18 protein-coding genes and 1 pseudogene are annotated in these 19,336 nt (G+C 62.5%); 4 read left to right on the top strand and 15 right to left on the bottom strand.

Annotation, left to right across the window (positions count from 1 at the left end; all coding sequences use genetic code 11):
• Positions 1-80: 80 nt before the first annotated feature.
• Positions 81-788: a LexA family transcriptional regulator gene (locus B3361_RS22515; RefSeq protein WP_054905696.1), complete on the bottom strand. Its 708-nt coding sequence runs from the start codon at positions 786-788 to the stop codon at positions 81-83.
• Positions 789-876: 88 nt separating this feature from the next.
• Here B3361_RS22515 and B3361_RS22510 point away from each other — a divergent pair, with 88 nt between their 5' ends.
• Positions 877-1,188, top strand: coding sequence for a DUF6124 family protein (locus B3361_RS22510; RefSeq protein ID WP_054905697.1), 312 nt, complete (start codon positions 877-879; stop codon positions 1,186-1,188).
• A gap of 433 nt (positions 1,189-1,621) precedes the next feature.
• The gene (locus B3361_RS22505) at positions 1,622-2,137 is read left to right on the top strand and encodes a DUF4880 domain-containing protein (protein ID WP_054905698.1); all 516 of its coding nucleotides are present in this window, start codon (positions 1,622-1,624) and stop codon (positions 2,135-2,137) included.
• A gap of 57 nt (positions 2,138-2,194) precedes the next feature.
• Here B3361_RS22505 and B3361_RS22500 read toward each other — a convergent pair whose 3' ends face one another.
• From B3361_RS22500 to B3361_RS22485, 4 genes are read right to left on the bottom strand one after another with little or no spacing between them, the layout of a single operon-like run.
• Positions 2,195-2,926 (bottom strand): amino acid ABC transporter ATP-binding protein, encoded by a 732-nt coding sequence (locus tag B3361_RS22500; RefSeq protein ID WP_009686366.1) that lies wholly within the window; start codon positions 2,924-2,926, stop codon positions 2,195-2,197.
• Positions 2,913-3,560: an amino acid ABC transporter permease gene (locus tag B3361_RS22495; RefSeq protein WP_009686365.1), complete on the bottom strand. Its 648-nt coding sequence runs from the start codon at positions 3,558-3,560 to the stop codon at positions 2,913-2,915. The genes B3361_RS22500 and B3361_RS22495 overlap by 14 nt, the downstream gene beginning before the upstream one ends.
• Positions 3,561-4,226, bottom strand: coding sequence for an amino acid ABC transporter permease (locus B3361_RS22490; protein ID WP_286920367.1), 666 nt, complete (start codon positions 4,224-4,226; stop codon positions 3,561-3,563).
• Between the two features lie 23 nt (positions 4,227-4,249).
• Positions 4,250-5,035, bottom strand: a complete 786-nt coding sequence (locus tag B3361_RS22485; RefSeq protein ID WP_054905699.1) for a transporter substrate-binding domain-containing protein — start codon at positions 5,033-5,035, stop codon at positions 4,250-4,252.
• A gap of 259 nt (positions 5,036-5,294) precedes the next feature.
• On the opposite strand from B3361_RS22485, the gene B3361_RS22480 reads away from it, so the two are divergent.
• Positions 5,295-5,987 carry a FadR/GntR family transcriptional regulator gene (locus B3361_RS22480; RefSeq protein ID WP_029887434.1) on the top strand — a complete coding sequence of 231 codons (693 nt, stop codon included), beginning with the start codon at positions 5,295-5,297 and terminating at the stop codon, positions 5,985-5,987.
• 203 nt (positions 5,988-6,190) lie between these two features.
• On the opposite strand, the gene hchA is transcribed toward B3361_RS22480, so the two are convergent.
• The 3 genes and pseudogenes from hchA to B3361_RS24155 form a co-directional block, all read right to left on the bottom strand.
• Entirely contained in the window at positions 6,191-7,063 is an 873-nt protein-coding gene (gene hchA, locus B3361_RS22475) for a glyoxalase III HchA (protein ID WP_054905700.1), read from the bottom strand.
• 103 nt (positions 7,064-7,166) lie between these two features.
• Positions 7,167-7,880 carry a methyl-accepting chemotaxis protein gene (locus B3361_RS24160; protein ID WP_414703914.1) on the bottom strand — a complete coding sequence of 238 codons (714 nt, stop codon included), beginning with the start codon at positions 7,878-7,880 and terminating at the stop codon, positions 7,167-7,169.
• A gap of 141 nt (positions 7,881-8,021) precedes the next feature.
• Positions 8,022-9,041: pseudogene (locus B3361_RS24155) on the bottom strand (methyl-accepting chemotaxis protein); the annotation flags it as partial.
• A gap of 369 nt (positions 9,042-9,410) precedes the next feature.
• On the opposite strand from B3361_RS24155, the gene B3361_RS22465 reads away from it, so the two are divergent.
• Entirely contained in the window at positions 9,411-10,382 is a 972-nt protein-coding gene (locus tag B3361_RS22465; RefSeq protein WP_054905702.1) for a GlxA family transcriptional regulator, read from the top strand.
• 2 nt (positions 10,383-10,384) lie between these two features.
• Here B3361_RS22465 and B3361_RS22460 read toward each other — a convergent pair whose 3' ends face one another.
• The 7 genes from B3361_RS22460 to tssM all read right to left on the bottom strand — a co-directional run bounded on the left by B3361_RS22460 (position 10,385) and on the right by tssM (position 19,335).
• On the bottom strand, positions 10,385-11,311 hold the full coding sequence (locus tag B3361_RS22460; protein ID WP_054905703.1) for a dienelactone hydrolase family protein: 927 nt from the start codon (positions 11,309-11,311) through the stop codon (positions 10,385-10,387).
• A 66-nt stretch (positions 11,312-11,377) separates the two neighbouring features.
• Entirely contained in the window at positions 11,378-11,605 is a 228-nt protein-coding gene (locus B3361_RS22455) for a hypothetical protein (RefSeq protein ID WP_029887440.1), read from the bottom strand.
• Positions 11,598-12,848, bottom strand: coding sequence for an aminotransferase class I/II-fold pyridoxal phosphate-dependent enzyme (locus B3361_RS22450; protein ID WP_054905704.1), 1,251 nt, complete (start codon positions 12,846-12,848; stop codon positions 11,598-11,600). Before B3361_RS22450 ends, B3361_RS22455 begins: the two co-directional genes overlap by 8 nt.
• Positions 12,849-12,894: 46 nt before the next feature.
• On the bottom strand, positions 12,895-14,124 hold the full coding sequence (locus B3361_RS22445) for an MFS transporter (protein WP_054905705.1): 1,230 nt from the start codon (positions 14,122-14,124) through the stop codon (positions 12,895-12,897).
• Between the two features lie 22 nt (positions 14,125-14,146).
• Positions 14,147-14,869, bottom strand: coding sequence for a TenA family transcriptional regulator (locus B3361_RS22440; RefSeq protein ID WP_009686353.1), 723 nt, complete (start codon positions 14,867-14,869; stop codon positions 14,147-14,149).
• 72 nt (positions 14,870-14,941) lie between these two features.
• Positions 14,942-15,520 carry a GNAT family N-acetyltransferase gene (locus tag B3361_RS22435; RefSeq protein ID WP_054905706.1) on the bottom strand — a complete coding sequence of 193 codons (579 nt, stop codon included), beginning with the start codon at positions 15,518-15,520 and terminating at the stop codon, positions 14,942-14,944.
• A gap of 227 nt (positions 15,521-15,747) precedes the next feature.
• Positions 15,748-19,335 (bottom strand): type VI secretion system membrane subunit TssM, encoded by a 3,588-nt coding sequence (tssM, locus tag B3361_RS22430; RefSeq protein ID WP_154211797.1) that lies wholly within the window; start codon positions 19,333-19,335, stop codon positions 15,748-15,750.
• Position 19,336 lies beyond the last annotated feature (1 nt).

Genomic DNA, 19,336 nt, shown 5'->3' with positions numbered 1-19,336 from the left:
CGCGCGGGCGGCGCTCGATTTCACAAGCGCCATACTGATCAAGCCCTACGCTCACCAGCCTCACAACAACCCCAAAACACCTAGAAGGAGCCATGCACCCGCACAACCACCCCCAAGAACTCGCAGCCTTCCTCGCACAACAAGGCCGGGTAATTACTGTTCAATGCCTTCAGATACCGCTGCCCACCCTCCTCGGCCAATTCACGAAAAATCGCCGGTTTACCTGGCTGACGCGCAATCACCAGACGCCCAGGTACAGCTTGCGCCCCAGGGTCCACCAGCATTCGCATGCCCTGCGGCACACTGCGGCCACTGATAGCACTCATCGCATCATTTTCCACCGTCAGCCAGAACGCCTTCCCCTGAGCCAGGTAATCGGTCTGCTCGAACTCAGCAGGCTCCGCGATCTGGGCACCACCTAGCTGATCCCAACTCAACACCGGATAGCGGAAACATACGATGTATTGCATCAGGTCCAGGTCATCATCATCGTCATCCACCTCGTAGGCACCGCGCTCCTCGCCGACCTGGCCCTGAACGCGCAACTGCAAGCTGACGTGGTAATGAGGCATGCCAATCTCGACGAACGTGCGGTTCATCGACTCGATCTTCGGCTGACGCCTTTTGTTCACCCAATGCCCCACGCTGCCTTGAGACACGCCAACGCGCTCGGCAAGCTGCTCTTGGGTAAGCCCTAGCTCCTCCATCCGGTCACGGACGAGGGCAATCCATTTATCCATATTCATCGCTGGCACGATACGGACTGCCTTCTGGCGCTCAATAAACATTCAGTATTATTTCTTGGTGGCAATTCAAATACTACAGGTATTAGTATCGGCCTGATCCCTTTCCTTACTGGCATTAGCAGGTATCAGGATGAAACTACCGAAAAACGACGAAACAGATCTCGACAGCGAAGCCGCCCGCCGCGCCCTCGACTACTACCTCAACCCCAACCCGCCACGCCCGACGCTGGACAACAAGATCTGGACCCTGCACGAAGGCGTGACCAGCGAGCAGGCCCAGGAACACGCCATCGCCCTGCTGCGCTGCGCTGCGGCCACCGCTCAGGAAACCGCCACGCACCAGCACGGCAGCCAGCGCGAGCTGACCTTCGCGCTGATGCACATGATGGACATGGCACGCGCGCTGCTGGAGCACAAGCAACATGAAGACCGGGGTTTGTAAACGGAAGGGAGAGCACGTGATGGCCGCGTAACGGCAAAGGCCCCGATTGCCGGGACAAGGAAGCGCACCGGTAAAACTTTTTTACCGGAATGATGAAAATTCATTTGACTGGCAAATGATAACGATTATTATTGCACTCAGCTGATCGCGAGATCTGCTGGATAACCTGAAAGCTTAGGTCGCTTTCAGATTATCTCCTCATCAGGCTAATCACGGTTTTTGACCCGGCTTTTTGCCGGGTCTTTTTTTTGGCTCTTCAGGCTAATGAAGATCGTGATGGCGCGCATGGTAGCAAATGTGTTTCAGGGCGTGAACGCTCATTACAAAACTTTGCGCAATCAGCACTTGAGAATCAATCTCGTTTCGCCTACGCTGAAAACGCATCACGGAAGATGCCCCCACCCCTTCCCCTTTGTAGCGCAAGGAGCCGGTCATGACCCGTCTGCTGCTGCCCCTCGAACACCCCACCGCGGTCAATGAGCCTGATGCCGACAATGCCCTGCTGCACGCGCTGAAGCGGCTGCCACGCCGGGTGCAGCAAGTGATGCTGCTGAGCCGCCTCGACCAGCTGGACTTCGCCAGCATTGCCACCCGCCTTGACCTGCCACTGGCCACTGTCGAACGCAACATGGACCAGGCCCTGATGGCCGGGCGCCCGCGCCGGGACGTGCTGGCAAGCGTGGCCAGCCAATGGTACGTGCGCTTGCAGAGCCCCCAGGTGACCGCATGCGAGCGCATCGACTTCCGCCGCTGGCTGGACGCAGATGCCGCGAACTTACAGGCGTTTCACCAAACGGAATTACGCTGGCGCAGCCTGCTGGCGCCGGCGCGCCAGCTTGGCCAGGATGGTTGGTACCGGCAAGGCCGGGCGGCGCTGTCGCTAGGCGGCTGCTCGGTAGCGGTCGGGGCTGGCCTGGCGGCGTTACTGGTGTGGGCGTGGTGCAGCTGATGCCCGCTGCCGGTTCACTTCAGGCCCGCCGCCGCAGCCCCTCTGAAGCCTGCCCCCTCAGCCCATTACGCTGCCAATGAAATTCGCCAGCTCCGCCGTACGCGGCGCGGCGAATACATCACGTGGGTGACCGGTTTCGTGAACCTTGCCGTGGTGCATGAACACCAGCTTGTCACCCACTTCCCGGGCAAAGCGCATTTCATGGGTCACCATGATCAAGGTCATGCCTTCCTTGGCCAATTGCCGCACAACGCCGAGCACTTCGTTGACCAGTTCCGGGTCGAGCGCCGAGGTGATCTCGTCGCACAGCAAAACCTTGGGCGACATCGCCAGGGCGCGGGCGATAGCCACCCGTTGCTGCTGCCCGCCAGAGAGGCGGTCCGGGTAGGCGTCGAACTTGTCGCCCAGGCCAACCCTGGCCAGCATTTGCTCAGCCAGTTGGCGGGCCTGGGCCTTGCTCGTCTTCTTCACCACCTGCGGCGCGAGCATGACGTTCTCGCCCACCGTCAGGTGCGGGAACAGGTTGAACTGCTGGAACACCATGCCGACTTTCTGCCGCAGCGTGCGCAGGTCGGCGCGCGCGGCATCCAGGTACTCGCCATCCACTTCGATCACGCCGTCACTGATCGACTCCAGGCCGTTGAGCGTACGCAGGAAGGTACTTTTGCCGGAACCGCTACGGCCGATGATGGCGACCACCTCACCCTCTTCGATGCTCAGGTCTACGCCCTTGAGCACGTGGTTGTCGCCATAGTACTTGTGCAACGCGGACACTCTAAGCAGGGGCATGCAGCCTCCTTTCCAGGTAACGGGCGCTCAGCGAGAGCGGGTAGCAGAGCATGAAATAACCCACGGCCACCAAGCCGTAGATCAGGAAGGGCTCGAAGGTGGCGTTGGCGAGCATGCCGCCGGTCTTGGTCAGCTCGGTGAAGCCGATGATCGAAGTGACCGCCGTGCCTTTGACCACCTGCACCGAGAAACCGACGGTAGGTGCCACGGCAATCCGCAGCGCCTGGGGCAGGATCACGTAACGCATTTGCTCCAGCCGGGTCATGGCCAGGCTGCCGGAGGCTTCCCACTGGCCACGTGGAATGGCCTCGACGCAGCCGCGCCAGGTTTCGGCGAGAAAGGCACTGGTGAACAACGTCAAGGCGATGGCCGCCGCCATCCAGGCCGAAATATCGACGCCGAACAGGGCAATGCCGAAAAACACCATGAACAACTGCATCAGCAGTGGCGTGCCCTGAAACAGCTCGATATAGCCCTTGGCGGCCCCGCGCAGCACGAAGTTGTCAGAGAGGCGCGCCAGCAGCACCAGCAGGCCGGCGACGCCACCGCAGATGAACGCCACCAGCGACAGCAGCAGGGTCCACTGCATGCCAACCAGCAAGTTGCGGACGATGTCCCATAAGGTGAACTCCATTCATCGTCTCCCCATCAGAAAGCGCTGCCCGAACCACAGCAGCAGCTGGCGTACTGCAATGGCCATGATCAGGTACAGGCCCGTGGTCAGCAGGTAAGTCTCGAACGCCCGGAAATTGCGCGACTGAATGAAGTTGGCTGCGAACGACAATTCTTCGGTGGCGATCTGCGAACAAACCGCCGAGCCCAGCATGACGATCACGATCTGGCTCGAGAGGGCCGGCCAGACTTTGGCCAGCGCCGGTTGCAGGACCACATGGCGAAACGCCTCGGCGCGGCTCATGGCCAGTGCCGCCGCCGCCTCCAGTTGCCCTTTGGGAATGGCCTGGATACCGGCGCGGATGATTTCGGTGGAATAGGCCCCCAGGTTGATCACCATGGCCAGCACCGCGGCTTGCCATTCCGTCAGGCGCACCCCCAACGCGGGCAAGCCAAAGAAGATGAAGAACAGCTGCACGATGAAGGGCGTGTTACGGATCAGCTCCACGTACACGCCGAACAGCACATCGAACGGTTTGAGCCGCCAGGCACGCGCCACAGCGCCAAGTACGCCCAGGGCTACCCCGAACAGGGTGCCCACTGCGGTCAGCTGGAGCGTGAACAACGCCCCCTTGAGCAGCAGGTCGCCCTGGGCCAACACGGGCGCGACATCGAATTGATAGGCCATCAGTCAGCGAATCCAGGGGCAGTTCAGAGGTCGGCCGGCAATGGTTGCTTCAACCATTTTTCAGCATTGCGGTTGAGGCTGCCGTCTGCCTTGGCGGCATCGAGGGTGGCATTGACCTTGGCCAGCAAGGCAGGCTCCTGCTTGGCCAGCCCGACGTACACGGGCGAGTCCTTGAGCTTGACCTTCATCACCGGCACCTTGGCTGGGTTCTTCTCGGCGATGACAGCCATCACCACGCTGCCGCTGGCAATCAGTTCAACCTGGCCAGACAGGTACGCTGCGATGGTGGAGTTATTGTCCTCGAACCGCTTGATGACCGCGCCTTTGGGGGCAACCGCTGTCAGTTCCATGTCCTCGATCGAGCCGCGGGTCACGCTGATGGTCTTGCCGGCAATGGCACCGATGTCGCTGATCGACGTCTGCTCCGGCCCGAACACGGCCAGGTAGAACGGCGCATAAGGGCGGGAGAAATCGATCACGGCTTCGCGCTCGGCATTCTTGCCCAGGCTGGAGATCACCAGGTCGACCTTGCCCGTGGTGAGGAACGGGATGCGGTTGGTGCTGTTGACGGGCGTGAGGGCCAGCTTGACGCCCAGCTTGTCCGCCAACAACTGCGCAGTGTCGATGTCCAGGCCGCGGGGCTTGAGGTCGGGGCCGACCGAGCCGAACGGTGGAAAGTCCTGAGGCACGGCCACTTTGAGCACACCACGGGCAGTGATGTCGGCCAGGGCGTCGGCCTGGGCATGGGCAGCGCCCAGTGCGCCACCACACAGCAGCGTCGCCAGCAACAGGGAGCGGATGTTTTTCATGGGAAAGCCTCGGGGTATGCAGAAGGTCGTTAGCGCTGAAACTGCACAGCCCGTGCCAGCATTGGCGCCTGGCCCCGGAAAAGCCCGGGGCATGCGGCTGTTCGCGGTCTTACTGGTCTGAACAGTAAGACCGCCAGCGATGGCCGCGCCCCGCTTTCGTGCAGCCTGCCCTGCACTTGCGCCAGCACGGAGCGAGGCTTGCCAGACACCCGGTAAAGCCTTTACAAAGCGCAGACCGCTTCCCAACTGGTCTGAACAGATGCTCGACACGCTCCCCCGCGCCGTTCCGGAAATAGCCTTGCAGGCCATTCGCAAGCTGATCGAGGCAGGCGACTATCAACCCGGCGATGCCCTACCCTCGCAACGCGACCTGGCCGAGCAGTTGGGCATCAGCCGTGCGTCGCTGCGCGAAGCGCTGTCGTCGTTGAGTGCGCTGGGGCTGGTGAGCGTGCAACCGGGCAAGGGCGTTTTCGTGCAGGCGCCCTCGGCACCCCCGGCGGCCACGTTCTCATGGCCATACGCCGAACAGGTATCGGCGGTGGACACCTTCCAGTTGCGCTATGCCTTGGAGGGGTTCGCGGCAGGCCTGGCTGCCCTGTACCTGACCGGTGCGGATATCGATGCGCTGGAGGCGAATGTCGAGGCGATGCGCCAGGAGCTGCGTGCCGGCCGTTTCGACGCCGCCGCCCGCCTCGACTACGCCTTCCACCGGCGCCTGCTGGAGGCCAGCGGCAACCTGGCGATGCTGCAGGTGATCACCGCCAGCCAGGACATTTTCCTGGAAAGCCAGAAACTGCCCTTCATTCGCCCCGAGCGGGCCATGGAAACCTGGCAAGAACACCGCAAGATCCTGCGCCAGCTGGCCCGTGGCAACCAGGCCGGTGCACAGCGTGCCATGCAGGAGCATATCCGCAATGCGGCTGCCCGTACCGGTGTGGTATTTGCGGCCTGAAACCCGGCCGCCGCCCTATTCCGGGCGGCTGCCCAACTCGCCATTGTGCAGGGCGATCTTGATCGCCTGAGCCGTGGTTGCCACGCCCAGGCGCTACCGCTCCGCACGCAGGTGACTGTACGCGGTGCGTCAGGCGTCGACCGCTTGCCCATCCCCCCATAGTGCCAAGGCCACCTGCATCGCCACTTCGGCTACGCCGCAGGTCATCGCCCGGAGGTTTCTTTCAACAGGGCGGCCGCGGCCAGCTTGCCAAGGTTGTTGCCCGCAAGCGGGCTGTCGCCGGTGAGCAACTTGCGGTCCTGGTACACCTTGCCAGTAATGTCCTGGTTGATGATCTCTACCCCCAAGGCCCGCAGCTTTTCACCAAACTTCCAGGTCAGGTGCCCCGGCATGTAGCCGATATCCGGGGTTTGCGCATCCAGCGCGTCAGGGAACGCACAGATCTTGTAGCCGCTGAACCTGTAGTTTTCCGCCGTTTTACCCACGCCCGCGGCCAACAGTGCCGCGGGGCCATGGCACAGCGAAATGATGAATTTATCGTGGTCGGCCGCCCACTCCAGCACCTGTTTGACCTCGCTGCTTTCCGGCAAGCCGATCAGTGCACCGTGCCCCCCGGGAATGAACACGCCGATGTAGTCGGAGTCATCACCCAAGCCCTTGACGACCTCTGCCAGCTTCAGCGGCTGCCTGAATGACGCCTGGTACTTGCGGTAAAACGCTTGTACCTCCTGGTCTTCCGAGGGCATGGCCCAGAATTCGAACTTGACCGGGTTGCCCGACACCGTGGCGATATCGAAAGCGAAGCCCGCCTTGTCCATGTGGTACATGGGCAACAAGGTTTCTACCGGGTGGTTGCCTGTCGAGAAGAGGGTGCCATTGGCAGTTTGCAGGTAGCGCTCATCGGCACCGATGACCAGAACCTTCCAGCGGCCACCTTTGTACGCACCAGGGTACTCGGCATCGCTCAGGTCAGAGGTGGGCGAAGTGTATTGGCTCAACGAATACGGTGAGGGGAAAAACGCGCCCACCTCAGCAGGGTCTGGGGTCGGGCGTTTGTCTTCAGTTGCAGTGGTCATCGCGTACTCCTCGATAAAGGTTGACGTCGATGACCATCCTAGGCCCCGCCCCACGTTCCAGCAATGCGGGTTTTCCCTTAATGGCGCGCTACCTCAGGCCGGGTCAGAGCTGAAACCGGCGTACCTGCCCCTGCAGTGAATTGCCCAAACCGGCCAACTCCAGGCTGGCCGTGCTGGTCTGTTCGCTGGCGGTTTGCGCCTGCTCGGTAATGTCGCGTACGTTCAGCACATTACGATTGATTTCTTCGGCGACGGCACCCTGCTGTTCGGCAGCCGCCGCGATTTGCTGGGTCATGCCCTGAATGCCACTGATGCTGTGGGTGATGTTGTCCAGCGCAATGCCTGCATCGCGGGCCAGTTGCACGCTCTCGCCGGTCAGGCCGCGGCTGGTTTCCATGCGCTGCACGGCTTGCAACGTGCCCGCGCGCAGGGCTGCGATCAGTTGTTCGATGTCTTCGGTTGAGCGCTGGGTGCGCTGCGCCAGGGCACGCACCTCGTCCGCTACCACGGCAAAGCCACGGCCGGCCTCGCCTGCACGCGCGGCCTCGATCGCCGCGTTCAATGCCAGCAGGTTGGTTTGTTCGGCCACCGCCTTGATCACGTCGAGCATACTGCCAATGCGCCCGCTTTCTTCAGCCAGCGTGCTCACCGCTGCGCTGGTCAGCTCCACCTCGGCAGACAGGTTTTCGATGCGCGCAATTGCGCTTTTGACGATGTCGCCGCCACTGACAGCATCCTGCGCCGCCTGGTTGACCGAGCGCGCGGTTTCGACCGCGTTGCGGGCCACATCCTGCACCGAGGTGGTCATTTCGTGCATGGCCGCAGCCACCTGCTCGGTTTCCTGCATCTGCTCGGTAGCACCTGCCTGCGTCTGCCGGGTAATCGCCGACAGCTCTTCGGTGGCGCTGGCGATCTGCGTCGCCCCATCACCGATATGCCCAACCAGTTGTCGCAAGCTGCCGGTCATGTGCTGCAAGCCATCTTGCAACTTGCCGATTTCGTCTTTGCGCGAGCCCGTGGGGAAGACGCTGAGGTCACCCTCGGCAATGCGCCGCACCCGGGCCAACGCTTCGCGCAGGGGTGGCACGATCTGCCGCGTGATCAACACTGCTGCCAGCCCGCCCAGCAGCAGCGCCAGCACCAGGCAACTGATCAGCGTCCACGCCGCATCACGGGTATCGTCCTGGCGCATCTGCATCTGCTGGTCGTACAGGTCCTGGCTGGTCTGCAGCAATGCATCACCCTGCTTCTGGATGTCCTTGAGCAGGGTGTCGATGCGGGTCAACGCCGCGCGGTGAGTGTCCAGCGAGGCCCGGTAGGCGGTAACGGATTGCGTCAGCTCATTGAGCAGGCTTGCACGCGAGCCCTGCAGAACATCCCCCAGGGTTTGCAACGCGGTCAGTGTCGCGTCAACGGCCTTGGCCGCAGCAGCGTACTGCTTGCCATTGCCACCGTAGGTGTAGCCACGGGTTTCAAAGCGCGCATACAGAAATTGCATCTGCAGGTCGTTGACCGCCTTGTAGAGTGCCTGGTCACGCAAGCCGTTCTGTTCACCCGTCAGGCTGTCGAGCTCATCCAGGCGCTTGAGTGCGCTGTCGCCGCTGCTGCGGCGTACCGCCCGCGACTGCTCGATCTGCTCATAGGCCTGGCCCAAGGATTCAATACCCCGCTGGTAGGTGGCCAGGTATTCCGCCAGCGAGGCAATCCGCCGTGCATTCTCGGCATTGGCAAAAAACCCTTGCAGCTCGACCAGGTGCTGCCCAACTTCGACGATCTTGTCCTGCAAAACCTTGGCAGCCTGGGCGTCGCCTTCACTTTGCAGGTAAGCCGAACGGTCCAGGCGCATCTTGGATATGTCGTCCATCAGCCGGTTGACCGCACTCATGCGGTCCATCCGGTAGGACAAGCTGCTGATGGCGCTCCAGCCTGCGCCAATGCTCAAAACCACCAACAGCAATAGCAGGCCGAAGCCGATCATCAGCTTCTTGGCGACAGTGAGGTGGGTTAGCCAGTTATTCATATCATTGCATCCTTGAACGATGTCGCTGCCAGGTCGCGATGTAATGAATGCGAATGGGCAGCTGGGCGCGCCGCCCAAGCGATAAAGCGGACCGGGCTGGGCTCAGGCGATATTTGAGGCAGCTCGAGAGCGTGACAGGGCCATATAAATCAATCAAATGCAAATATCGAAGCAATTGTTGCGAATGGGGAATTAATAGCGGCTATTTACAGCGTTTCCCTAGTGCCTGCATCCGATCAGGGCAGGCTTTCACTGCATGGCCTTTTGACGCTATTTTGCTGAGGTGCCGCTTTACGTCAGGCGCTTGAACATCATAGGAATACCGTCATGCGCACCATTTGGTTCTTGTTACTCCCGGGCACACACATTCTGGACCTCGGCGGGCCGCTGCAGATCATGGCCAGCCTGGAAGAGCTCCGGTTGGCGCCGGTCAGCGTCCGTTGCATCGCAGCCAGACAACAGATGAGCAGCTATCAAGGTGTGACCTTGAGCGGCTTGCATCCCCTGCCCGAACAGCTTTCGCCCGAAGATATGCTGTTCGTGGTCGGCAACAAGCTGTCTACCAGCCCCAGCGACGCTGCGACCATGGCCGCAACCGCGCAGTGGCTGGCGAACGTGATGGGGCAAACCCCAGACGTGCAACTGTGTTCCATCTGCACCGGCGCGTTCCTGCTGGGCGAAGCCGGGCTGCTGAACGGCCGTGAATGCACCACCCATCACCGCTATGTCGGCTTGCTGCAGGCACGCTACCCAAAAGCCAAGGTGCTGGAAAATCGCCTTTTCGTGGAGGACGACGGTGTGTTCACCTCGGCGGGCGTGTCCAGCGGTACCGACCTGGCCTTGCATATCGTGTCGCTGCACTTCGGCAAAGCCGTGGCCAACCAGGTGGCCCAGGAACTGGTGATCTACCGTCGCCGTGCTGGCGAAGATGTGCAACTGCGCGCGGCCGACCTGGCACGCAACCACATCCACCCGCTGGTACACGCGGCCCAGGACTATATCGACACGCACCTGGGCAGCAGTTTCAGCTTCGAACAACTGGCCAGCCAGTTCAATGTCAGCTACCGGCACCTGGCACGCCTGTTTCGCGAGAACACGGGGCAAACCCTGCAGGACTACCTGCGCGCCCAACGCATCGACCTGGCCCGTGACCTGTTACGCGGCAGCCGCCTGAATGTGGAACAAATCGCCGAACGTTGCGGTTACGGCAGCAGCCATGCCTTTCGCCTGGCCTGGCGGCGGGAAATGCCGCAACCGCCGCTGCAGTTTCGCAGCGTGATCACCCAGGACAACACCTAGTATCAGCGACCACTGACGGTGGGCGTGGCGAAACTGTCTGTGAAAAACGCTACCACAGCCTTGCGCGACGCCTCCCGGGCTGTTGGGTCCGGTGCCGAACGCCCCAAGCCGCCCTGGCCACGGTGCAGGAACGGGTCCTTGTATTCCTGCGCGGCTTCCAGGCCATTGAAGCCATGCTCGGCACCGGGGTAGACCAGCACCTTTGCCCGTGCCTGGTCTTCGGCTGGCAGGCTTGCAACCAGTTTGGTGCAAGCCTTGGGGTCATCATCGTACTGGTCCTTTTCACCGACCAGCACCAGCAGGCGGGCCGGCGCCAGGTGCTTCAAGTCATAGCCTGGCACACGGTTGTATCCCCAGCACACGGGATAGAACGCTGCCAAGGCTACGGGGCGCACCCCAGAGGCCTGTTGCAACTCATCGTCGATGGACGCAGACGCGGCGAGCATGGCCTGGGCGCCACCCCATGAAAACCCGAGCACCCCTACCCGCTCGCTATCGACCCCTGGCTGATTGGCCAGATAAGACAAGGCGCCCGCCAGGTCCGGCAAGGTATCGTGAACCCGGGGCGGCCGCCCCTGTGCGCCGCCAGCCAGCCGGCGCGCGCCCCACATGTCCAGTTCCAGCGTGGCGATGCCGCGGGCATTGAGGTCGGCCGCGTGCAACGGCCCGCGTGAGTCCATCCCCGCCGAGCCGTGCAATATCACCACAGCCGGTGCTGGCCCGGCCTGGTTGGCCGGCATGGAGAGCACCGCTGGCACCCTGATCGGTTTCAGTTTGCCGGCAGAAGGCAGGGGCTGGCTGTAGAACGAAACGAGCCGCTTGCTGACGCTGGCCACAGTCTCGCCAGCGTCGGATGCAACCTCAGCCTGGGCCGCTGCCAACGGCAGCGCACACCCCAATAACAGGCTGATGGCCAATTTTTTATACATTTAACGACTCCTGAACGCCCCAAAGGGCTTTTATTGCTGCTGTTTCACAAAGAACGGACGCCCGTCTCAGCCGCACATCGCCATCGCTGCCACACCCTCGATGGGCCAGCGGCCAAGCGCCAACGGGTCCAGCACCACCATTGCGATCAGCACACAGCACCCCAAGCCGAACGCCACGGCATAACCGCGCACTTGCCGGGCGGTGCACGCGCCATACACCGCGACCAGGGCGAGCAATTGCATGCCCACGGCAAACACCCCAATGGAGAACCCGGAAGCGAGCAGTTCAGCCATTGGCGACCACACTGCGGGGGCGGCCCGACGCTGCCTGTACCGCGGGTTGGAAGGCCACGGCATCGAAGGCCTGTTGCAGGTCGGCCTTGATATCGCTCACCCGCTCCAGGCCGACGCACAGCCTGATCAACCCGTCGGAAATGCCGGCGTGGCGCCGCGCTTGCGCATCCAGGCGGCCATGGGTGGTGCTGGCCGGGTGCGTGACCATGCTGCGGGTATCACCAATATTGGTGCAGCGCGCCACGCACTGCAGTTGATCGATCCATTGCCAGGCCGCTGCCTGGCCGCCGAAGATCTCGAAACTCAGCAAGCCGCCATGGCCATCCTGTTGCCTGCACGCCAAGGCATGCTGAGGGTGTTGCGCCAGGCCGGTGTAATGCACAGCGCTCACCAGGGGTTGTTCGCCAAGCCACTGGGCCAGCTCCAGGGCGCCCTGTTGCACCCGCAGCATGCGGATTTCGAGGGTTTCCAGGCTTTTCAGCAACAACCAGGCATTGAACGGGCTGCAGGAAATACCCAACGTGCGCAACACGCCCCTCAACACCTGCATCAGGCTCTTGGAACCGGTCACTACACCGGCCAGCGCACGCCCCTGGCCGTCCATGTACTTGCCCGCCGAATGGATGACCAAGTCCGCACCCAGGCTGTGCGGGCGCTGGAGCACCGGCGTCAACAGGGTGTTGTCCACCACGACCAGCGCATCCTTGGCGTGCGCCAGAAGGCTGATGGCACGGATGTCACCAATTTTCAGCAGCGGATTGGAGGGGGATTCCAGCACCACCAGGCGGGTCTTGTCGTCGATCGCCTGCTGCCACTGGCCCAGGTCGGTAAGGTCGACGAACCGCGCCTCGATGCCGAACCGCGCCATGTAAACGCTGAAGGCACTGGCGGTGGTACCGAACACATCGCGGCTGCAGACAATGTTGTCACCCTGCTGCAGGAACCCATGGCACAGCGCGGTGAACGCGCCCATCCCGGAAGCGAACGCCACCGCATCTTCGGCTTGTTCGAGCGCCGCCACGCGGCCTTCGAAGGCTTGCACCGTGGGGTTGGTGAAGCGGCTGTACACATTACCCTGCTGTTGCCCGCTGAAACGTTCTGCAGCCTCTTGCGCCGACGCAAAGGTATAAGCAGACGTCATGGCCAATGGCTCGCAGAAAACATCGGACAAATCGCTGACCCGATTGCTGTGCAGCGCCGAAGTTGCGTCAAAGCCGTCCAGGCCAATCGCAGACGATTGCATGGTGCATCTCCTTGTTTGCATTGAACAATGCGCAGTTGATCGGGGGCTATTCCGCTTCAGCCACTGGCGGGGCCGAGGCTTCTGCGGCCACGCGTGCCGAAACCAGCCACAGGGAAGCCAGTGCAGCCATCACGGTGGCCGTCGCCAGGCCAACCAGGGTCAACTGGTAGCTTTGATGCCGGTCGAAATCCAGGGCGCCGAGCTGTGTGGCCAGCAACGCACCCAGCTGGTGTACAAGGAACAGCAGGCCAAACACCTTGCCTTTGATTTCGGCGCCATACAGGGCAAAGCAGAATGCTGACGTGAGCACCACCGTACCCAGGTAACTGGCACCGAACAGCACCGCAAACAGGTAGGTACCCAGCGGCCCAGGTGTGGTCAGCAGGACGATCACCGCCGCCGTACGCAGCAGGTAGAACATCATCAGCAGCAGCCCTTTGTTGTAACGGGTAGCCAGCCACCCAGCCATCAGGCCACTGACCAGTTCCAGCACACCCAGCAAGCTCAGGCCGCTGGCCTGTACCGAGCTAGGCAGCCCCTCGCCCTGCCAGAACGACACCAGGTGCACGTCGATGAACGCCATGGTGGCCCCACAGCTGGCGAAGCTGAGGGCCAATACGAAGAACCGCGAATCACGCCACAGAAACGCGACCGAGTGCTTGACCAGCGCCGCCTGCGGGTCGGGCTTGAGCGCAACGGTGCGCGCCACCCAGTACAGCGCCAGGCTCAACGGCACCAGGAAGATCAGGCCGACCCAGGAGAACACCGGCTGCCAGCCCACGCGCTGCTGCAGCATGATCCACAGCGGCGAAAGCACGATGAAGCCGATCGACGTGCCATTGGTCACGAAAGCGAAGGCGAAGGCCTTGAAACGCTCTGCGACCAGGCGATCGACCAGAATGCCCATGGGTACGTAGGTCATCGCGGCAAGGGCGAAGGCACCCAGCAGGCCATACAACAGGGTGAACAGCATCAGCTGGCTGCCGACCAAGGTCACCCCCAGCAGCACCACCCCTGCACTTACGCTGCCCAGGGCAACCGTGCTCAGCGGCCCAACCCGGTCGCTCAGCCAACCCACCACCGGCGACACCAGGCCAATGGTCAGCACGAACAAAGAACCTGCCGTGGCCAAGGCTGCACGCCCGCCACCAAAGTGCGTGGCCAGGTCGACGAAGTACACTTGGTACAGCCCTTTCAGGGCGCTGGACAGGAACATCACCACGAAGCCGACTACCAGCACCGAGACGATCAGGGTTGAGCTGAATTTCTGTTTCATGGCCAATCCTCTGCGCGGGGTATTACACCGCTTCGGCCTGGGGAGCCCGGCAATACACCTGGTACATGTTTTCGTACATCGCGTAGAACAGCTGGCAGGTGTGATCTACCGCTTGCAACGCCTCTTGTTGCATCTGGGCCGTGGTGCACAGCTGCGAAACCAGATCCAGGCCTTCGTTGACGTGGCCAACGTCTTCCTTCTGGTGCACGGAGAAGAACAGCAAGTCGTGCTCGGTCAGGCCGTACGCCCGGCCGAGCAGCACGTGACGTGCATCACCGGCAACGGTCTCGAGGTTTTGCCCCTCGCTGGCGATCATCACCGCGGCAGCCCCCACGTGGTAACGCGCCGGGTCACGTACCGCCTGCAGGCGGTAGTCGATCAGCTCCCAGGTGGCCGGCAGCGGTTGCTCGGCATCACGCTCGGCATCGCTGATGCCCAGTGCACGCAAGAAATTCTGCATGAGCACCACATGGTTATCGGTACGCGAGAGCCGCCCGGTCTCCTCCTCGAAGCAGTTGGTGATCAGCGCGCGCTTGTGGGCAGGCAGCGGGCAATGGAAGAACAGGTGCTCGACATAAGTCAGGAAGTACTTGGTGAGTTGGTAACCTTGCAACGCGACCTTGCGCAGCAGCGGCTTGTTGCCTTCAGGTGAAAGCAGGGCTTCGAAGATCGGGTGAGACAGCGTCAGGTGGTGGTGCAGTTTCTGTTCCAGCTGATCGCGAAAGGCTGCAGTCGACAAGGCCATGGTGGCGTTCCTTGAATGATGGAAAAGGGGGCCCTTGGCGGCGATGGCCGCAGGCGAAGGATTGAGGGCGCTTCAGCTCAGGTTGAGTCGCTGGGCCAGGCTTTGTACTGACTGGGCCATGTAGTGGCCGCGGTGCTTCACACCGTTGACCCGCGCGTAGTCGTCGAGCACGCCGTAGGTCTGAAACCCGAAACGTTGCCATAGGCGGTGGGCACGGGTGCCTTCGCGTACGTCCAAGGTCAGCAGTTCGATACCCTTCGCCTGGCACAGCCGCACGATTTCCGCGAAGGCCCGGGCCACCAGCCCGGAGCCCCGGTAGTCTGGGTGTACCACGCCTTTGCTCAGGTCAGCGATATGGCGGCAGTTGGGCATGCTGCTACGGGACAGGATGACCAGGCACGCCGCGCCGGCAGGTGCACGGCCGAGCAAAGCGTAGGTATGCCCGCCCTCGATACGTGCCTGCAACGCCGCGGCGAAATCGACACCCTGGTCGACCGACATCGCCTGCTCGTAGCCCAGCACCCCGCCATCCTCAACCGTGCTGTTGATGAGCGTCATGATGTCCAGTGCAACAGTACGGTCAGCCCGTTGTAGCCATTGCAACTGCGCCTCGGTGGAAACTTGTGGCGCCAAGGAGAGGGAGGTGTTCATGGTGAAATCCCGTGTACGTTCAGGCAGGGATTTAACCGTTTAGGTGTAACGTGGAGTAAGCAGGCAATCGGACAGAAACCGGAAAGATAGTGACAACCCTCAACCTGCCCGGGAACCGCGGCGCAGACGCTGTGCTGCACCGCGCCGCCTGCTCGGCGCGCAGGGTCGCGCACCCGCCCGGTGCCGTGGCATTTTTCAAACGATCCCTGCGCCCCTGCGAACCCGCCTTACAGCCGGGCCTCAAGCGGCTGCTGCAGCAACCCACGGGGTAACTGGAAGCCGTTGAACGGTTCCTGGGTAATGGGGTTGAACGCTTTTTCAGCGCTGAGCCGGTAGCGCATCACGCCATCACCGGTGCTGAAGCTCAGGTCCACGCTGGTTGCGGTTCGCCCATTGAGCGAACCGCGGCTGAGCAAGCGGAACATCGACCAGGGGCCGCGGTACTCCAGGCGGCTGCTACTGCCGTTCTGCCTGAGCAGGGTCAGGTTACTGCGCACGTGCCGGCCAAGCGTGTTCGGCCAGATGATGCCGGTGAGCTGCCGCGGGCCATGGGTGTAGGCAATCAGCTGGCCGTCAAGGTCCAGCAGGCTGGTGCGCTGGTTAGCGCTGAGCCCCAGCGGCTCGATGCTGAACTGCACGCTCAGGTTGCCACGCTGGTCGAAGAAGGTTTCGCGAATGCGGTTGGCCTGCGCCAACTGCTCGATCACATCGCTGCGGATCAGCGACTGCCCTTGCGGGCCGGCGCGCAGCGCCTCGAGGTTGTCGTGCAGGAATGCCTTCAGGTATTGATCACTGAAGCGCTGCAACCGCCCCTGCGGCCCGAAGAACGCCTCGAAGTCATCCAGCGATGCATCCGGCGCCCTGGCCACGAAAGGGTAACGCCCGGCAAGGCGCTGCTGGAAGAAGCTGTAGACCTCGGTGTCCCAGCGCCGCTCCAGCTCGCGCAGGGCTTCGATGTGCAGCACTCGGGCGGTTTCATCGGCCACTTTCCTGGCGTGGTGATTGAGCGGTTCAGGCAAACCGGTGGCCACCCGTTGCAGAGTGCCGATCGGGTCCGGGCCGGTCATCGCAAAGCGCTGCTGCACCGCTTGCAGGGCGGCCTTGCCCCGGTCTGGGCTGCCCTGCACGGCCTTGGCGTAATCGTGCACGGCCACCATGGCCGCCAGCACTTCATCGTAATAGCTTGGCTTGTCTTGCGTTGCATGCAGCATCCCGTTCAGCCCCGCAAAAGCCCGCTGGATGGCCCAGGCCTGCTGGCGCTCAAGCTCGCTGCCTTTGGGCATGAGCGTGTCGCTGGCGCTGCCCGTGTCGGGTGCCTCAGCCGATGACAGCGAAGTGTTTTCCTTCACCGTAGCCAGCAGCCGATGCCACGGCGCCGCGGGCCCGGTCAGCTGCTGCAGGACCATTACGCCGTGTTCAAGGTCGTGAAAATCCGCCACCGAAACGGCATTCAATGCACGCCGCCAGCTGTTTATGTAGTCGGCGCTGTACAGGTTGCGCAGACGCTCGCTCAACACCACCCGGTCAGCGTCCGAGTACTCCAGCTGGCTGCGCTCACCCAGCGCCCACTGGTCGATCATCGCCATGTCGGCGAAGCTTTGGCTGCGGGGCTCGAAGTACTCTTTGAAACCCTTGGCGGTGTGTATCGGCGCCAGTCGCACATCCTCGCCGCTGGCCCCAGCCGAGCGCTGGTACACCACGTCGAACGCGGGGCCGACCTGCTGACGCAAATCCAGGCCCGTGAGCAGGTGTTCCTGAGCCTGCTGCTTGAGCCCGGCATATACCCGCTCCGGTAACGGCACCTTGCGCAACGCCGCCTGCACCACGGCGATACGCTGGCGGTACTGCGGCAACTCGGTGTCGGCATAGGCCAAGGCGTACTTCAGGTGGCGCATGAGGTCGCGCTGCAGCTGCCCTTGGCCAGGAAACTGTTGCTGCCACTGGCGGGCCATCCATGTCTCGACCCACTCAGGCCGCCGATTCTGGCGGTCTTCCAGCATGCGGTAAACCCGCAGGGCAGCCATTTGCCGTTCACTGCCAGGCGTAGCGGCATCCATGGCGTCGATCACGCCACTGGCCAAGGCCGGCAGGAATCGCCTGGAGAGCAAGCTGAGGTAAGCCTCATCGACACGCGGGCCAATGATACGCCCCTGGTAGAGGCCTAGATCGGAAACACCCGGCCAGGCGGCGCGGTAGTCGCCAAATACTGAAACCGCATCGCGGATCTGGTCCAGCGGCTCCAGCAGGTTGCGCCCGGTTGGGTCCAGGCGCTGATCCACCTGGTGGTGGCTGTACTCCCGGCTTTTGGCGAGCACGTTGGCGGCCTTGGCGCCATTGATGTCGAAAAAGCGCTGCCAGCTGGCAATAGCGACACAGAAAGCCAGCATGCCTAAACCCGAGCCGACCCATAACAACCGGCGCTTGCTGCGCGCCACCTTGATGTTGTCTCCGGCAAGCCCCGCCTCCTTGTAGATGACACGCCGGAACGCATGCTGGATGAAGTAGGCAAACGCTTTGCCTTGCGCCTTGCCCTCCAGCAACGGAAGCGCTGTGTTGTAGGGCTGGGCTGACTCGCGCACGAAGGCGTTGAGCACGTCCCCTTGCTGAATGACCGAAGACCAGTACACCCCCCGCACCAGGGCGGGTGTGGTGTAACGGTCACTCGCCAGCGTTTCTTTCAGGAAACCCAGCAGTATCGGGCGCAAGCCGATCAACTGGGCATGCAACGAGAACAGCCGCGCGCGCTGCGGCGCACTGGCCAAGGTATCGAGTCGATCCACCACCTGCTCGAACAGCCGATTGAGCAACTGCTGGTAATGATCGCCATACTCCTGCAGCCAGGCATCGAAGGTGCCGACCGTATCCAGCTTGAAGGTGAAGCCCAGCATGTTTTCCCGCAGGTCGACGGGAAGGCCCCCATAGAGCTGGTCGAAGCCGTCCAGCAGGTCGAATTTGCTCAGTACCACATACAACGGCAGGCGCGAGCCCAACTGGCTGCTGACTTCGTACAGCCGCGTGCGCAGCCTGTGGGCCAAGGCAACACGCTGCTCGGGCGTACCCTGCAGTAACGCAGGCAGGTCCACGACCAGCACCATGCCATTGAGTGCCCGCTGGCTGCGATTGTGCACCAGCCAACCCAGCAGGTGCTGCCAGAGCCTGGCGGGGGCAGCCGGTGGCACCTGCGAGGCACCTGGCGCCCCGGCGAGCGAGCCTGCCGGCGAGTCCTGCCTGATAAAGGCCCCGGGCGGGTCGATGATCACCGCCTCGTTGCTGACCCACCAGCCTATCGGGAAGGCCAGCGCCTGCACCTGTGTACCCCGCGCCTGCACCTTGTCGATCCGGGTCAGGGAAAAGCTTTGCTCCGTACGGTCGATGAAACTGGACTTGCCCGCATGCTGGTCGCCTATCACCAGGTACCAGGGCAATCGGTACAGGGCACGCCGCCCTCCCGCACTGCCGAGCAATCGCGCCAGCCCTTGGTCCAAGGCGTTTTCCTGGGCCCGAAGCAACGGCAATACGCTGTCCAGCTCTGCGGCCGCCGCCTCGTTGCGCTCTGCCTGAAGGCGCACGTAGCGCCTGCGCAGCACCAACAGCCAGCACAGCAGCGGCACCAGCACGAGCACCAGGCTGGCCAGACTGCGGTGCGCGATGCTGGCAAGCGGATGCTGTTCACGCCATGCCCACTGTGGGCCTAGCCACCAGATGGCGACCAGCATCAGCACGCTGCCCAGCAGAAGCAGCACAGGCATGGCCAGGCCGACTCGAGTCGCCAGGGGCAAAAGCCAACGTTTCAATAGCGTCCATCGTTGATTCATG

The organism is Pseudomonas sp. UBA6699, assembly GCF_002454615.1.
Lineage (GTDB): Bacteria > Pseudomonadota > Gammaproteobacteria > Pseudomonadales > Pseudomonadaceae > Aquipseudomonas > Aquipseudomonas juntendi.
This window is presented reverse-complemented; position numbering and strand designations above follow the sequence as displayed.

Excerpts from the sequence above, each read along its gene's own strand:
- B3361_RS22515 (WP_054905696.1), bottom strand. The coding sequence starts at position 788 with ATGTTTATTGAGCGCCAGAAGGCAGTCCGTATCGTGCCAGCGATGAAT.
- B3361_RS22510 (WP_054905697.1), top strand. The coding sequence starts at position 877 with ATGAAACTACCGAAAAACGACGAAACAGATCTCGACAGCGAAGCCGCC.
- B3361_RS22505 (WP_054905698.1), top strand. The coding sequence starts at position 1,622 with ATGACCCGTCTGCTGCTGCCCCTCGAACACCCCACCGCGGTCAATGAG.
- B3361_RS22500 (WP_009686366.1), bottom strand. The coding sequence starts at position 2,926 with ATGCCCCTGCTTAGAGTGTCCGCGTTGCACAAGTACTATGGCGACAAC.
- B3361_RS22495 (WP_009686365.1), bottom strand. The coding sequence starts at position 3,560 with ATGGAGTTCACCTTATGGGACATCGTCCGCAACTTGCTGGTTGGCATG.
- B3361_RS22490 (WP_286920367.1), bottom strand. The coding sequence starts at position 4,226 with ATGGCCTATCAATTCGATGTCGCGCCCGTGTTGGCCCAGGGCGACCTG.
- B3361_RS22485 (WP_054905699.1), bottom strand. The coding sequence starts at position 5,035 with ATGAAAAACATCCGCTCCCTGTTGCTGGCGACGCTGCTGTGTGGTGGC.
- B3361_RS22480 (WP_029887434.1), top strand. The coding sequence starts at position 5,295 with ATGCTCGACACGCTCCCCCGCGCCGTTCCGGAAATAGCCTTGCAGGCC.
- hchA (WP_054905700.1), bottom strand. The coding sequence starts at position 7,063 with ATGACCACTGCAACTGAAGACAAACGCCCGACCCCAGACCCTGCTGAG.
- B3361_RS24160 (WP_414703914.1), bottom strand. The coding sequence starts at position 7,880 with ATGCACGAAATGACCACCTCGGTGCAGGATGTGGCCCGCAACGCGGTC.
- B3361_RS22465 (WP_054905702.1), top strand. The coding sequence starts at position 9,411 with ATGCGCACCATTTGGTTCTTGTTACTCCCGGGCACACACATTCTGGAC.
- B3361_RS22460 (WP_054905703.1), bottom strand. The coding sequence starts at position 11,311 with ATGTATAAAAAATTGGCCATCAGCCTGTTATTGGGGTGTGCGCTGCCG.
- B3361_RS22455 (WP_029887440.1), bottom strand. The coding sequence starts at position 11,605 with ATGGCTGAACTGCTCGCTTCCGGGTTCTCCATTGGGGTGTTTGCCGTG.
- B3361_RS22450 (WP_054905704.1), bottom strand. The coding sequence starts at position 12,848 with ATGCAATCGTCTGCGATTGGCCTGGACGGCTTTGACGCAACTTCGGCG.
- B3361_RS22445 (WP_054905705.1), bottom strand. The coding sequence starts at position 14,124 with ATGAAACAGAAATTCAGCTCAACCCTGATCGTCTCGGTGCTGGTAGTC.
- B3361_RS22440 (WP_009686353.1), bottom strand. The coding sequence starts at position 14,869 with ATGGCCTTGTCGACTGCAGCCTTTCGCGATCAGCTGGAACAGAAACTG.
- B3361_RS22435 (WP_054905706.1), bottom strand. The coding sequence starts at position 15,520 with ATGAACACCTCCCTCTCCTTGGCGCCACAAGTTTCCACCGAGGCGCAG.
- tssM (WP_154211797.1), bottom strand. The coding sequence starts at position 19,335 with ATGAATCAACGATGGACGCTATTGAAACGTTGGCTTTTGCCCCTGGCG.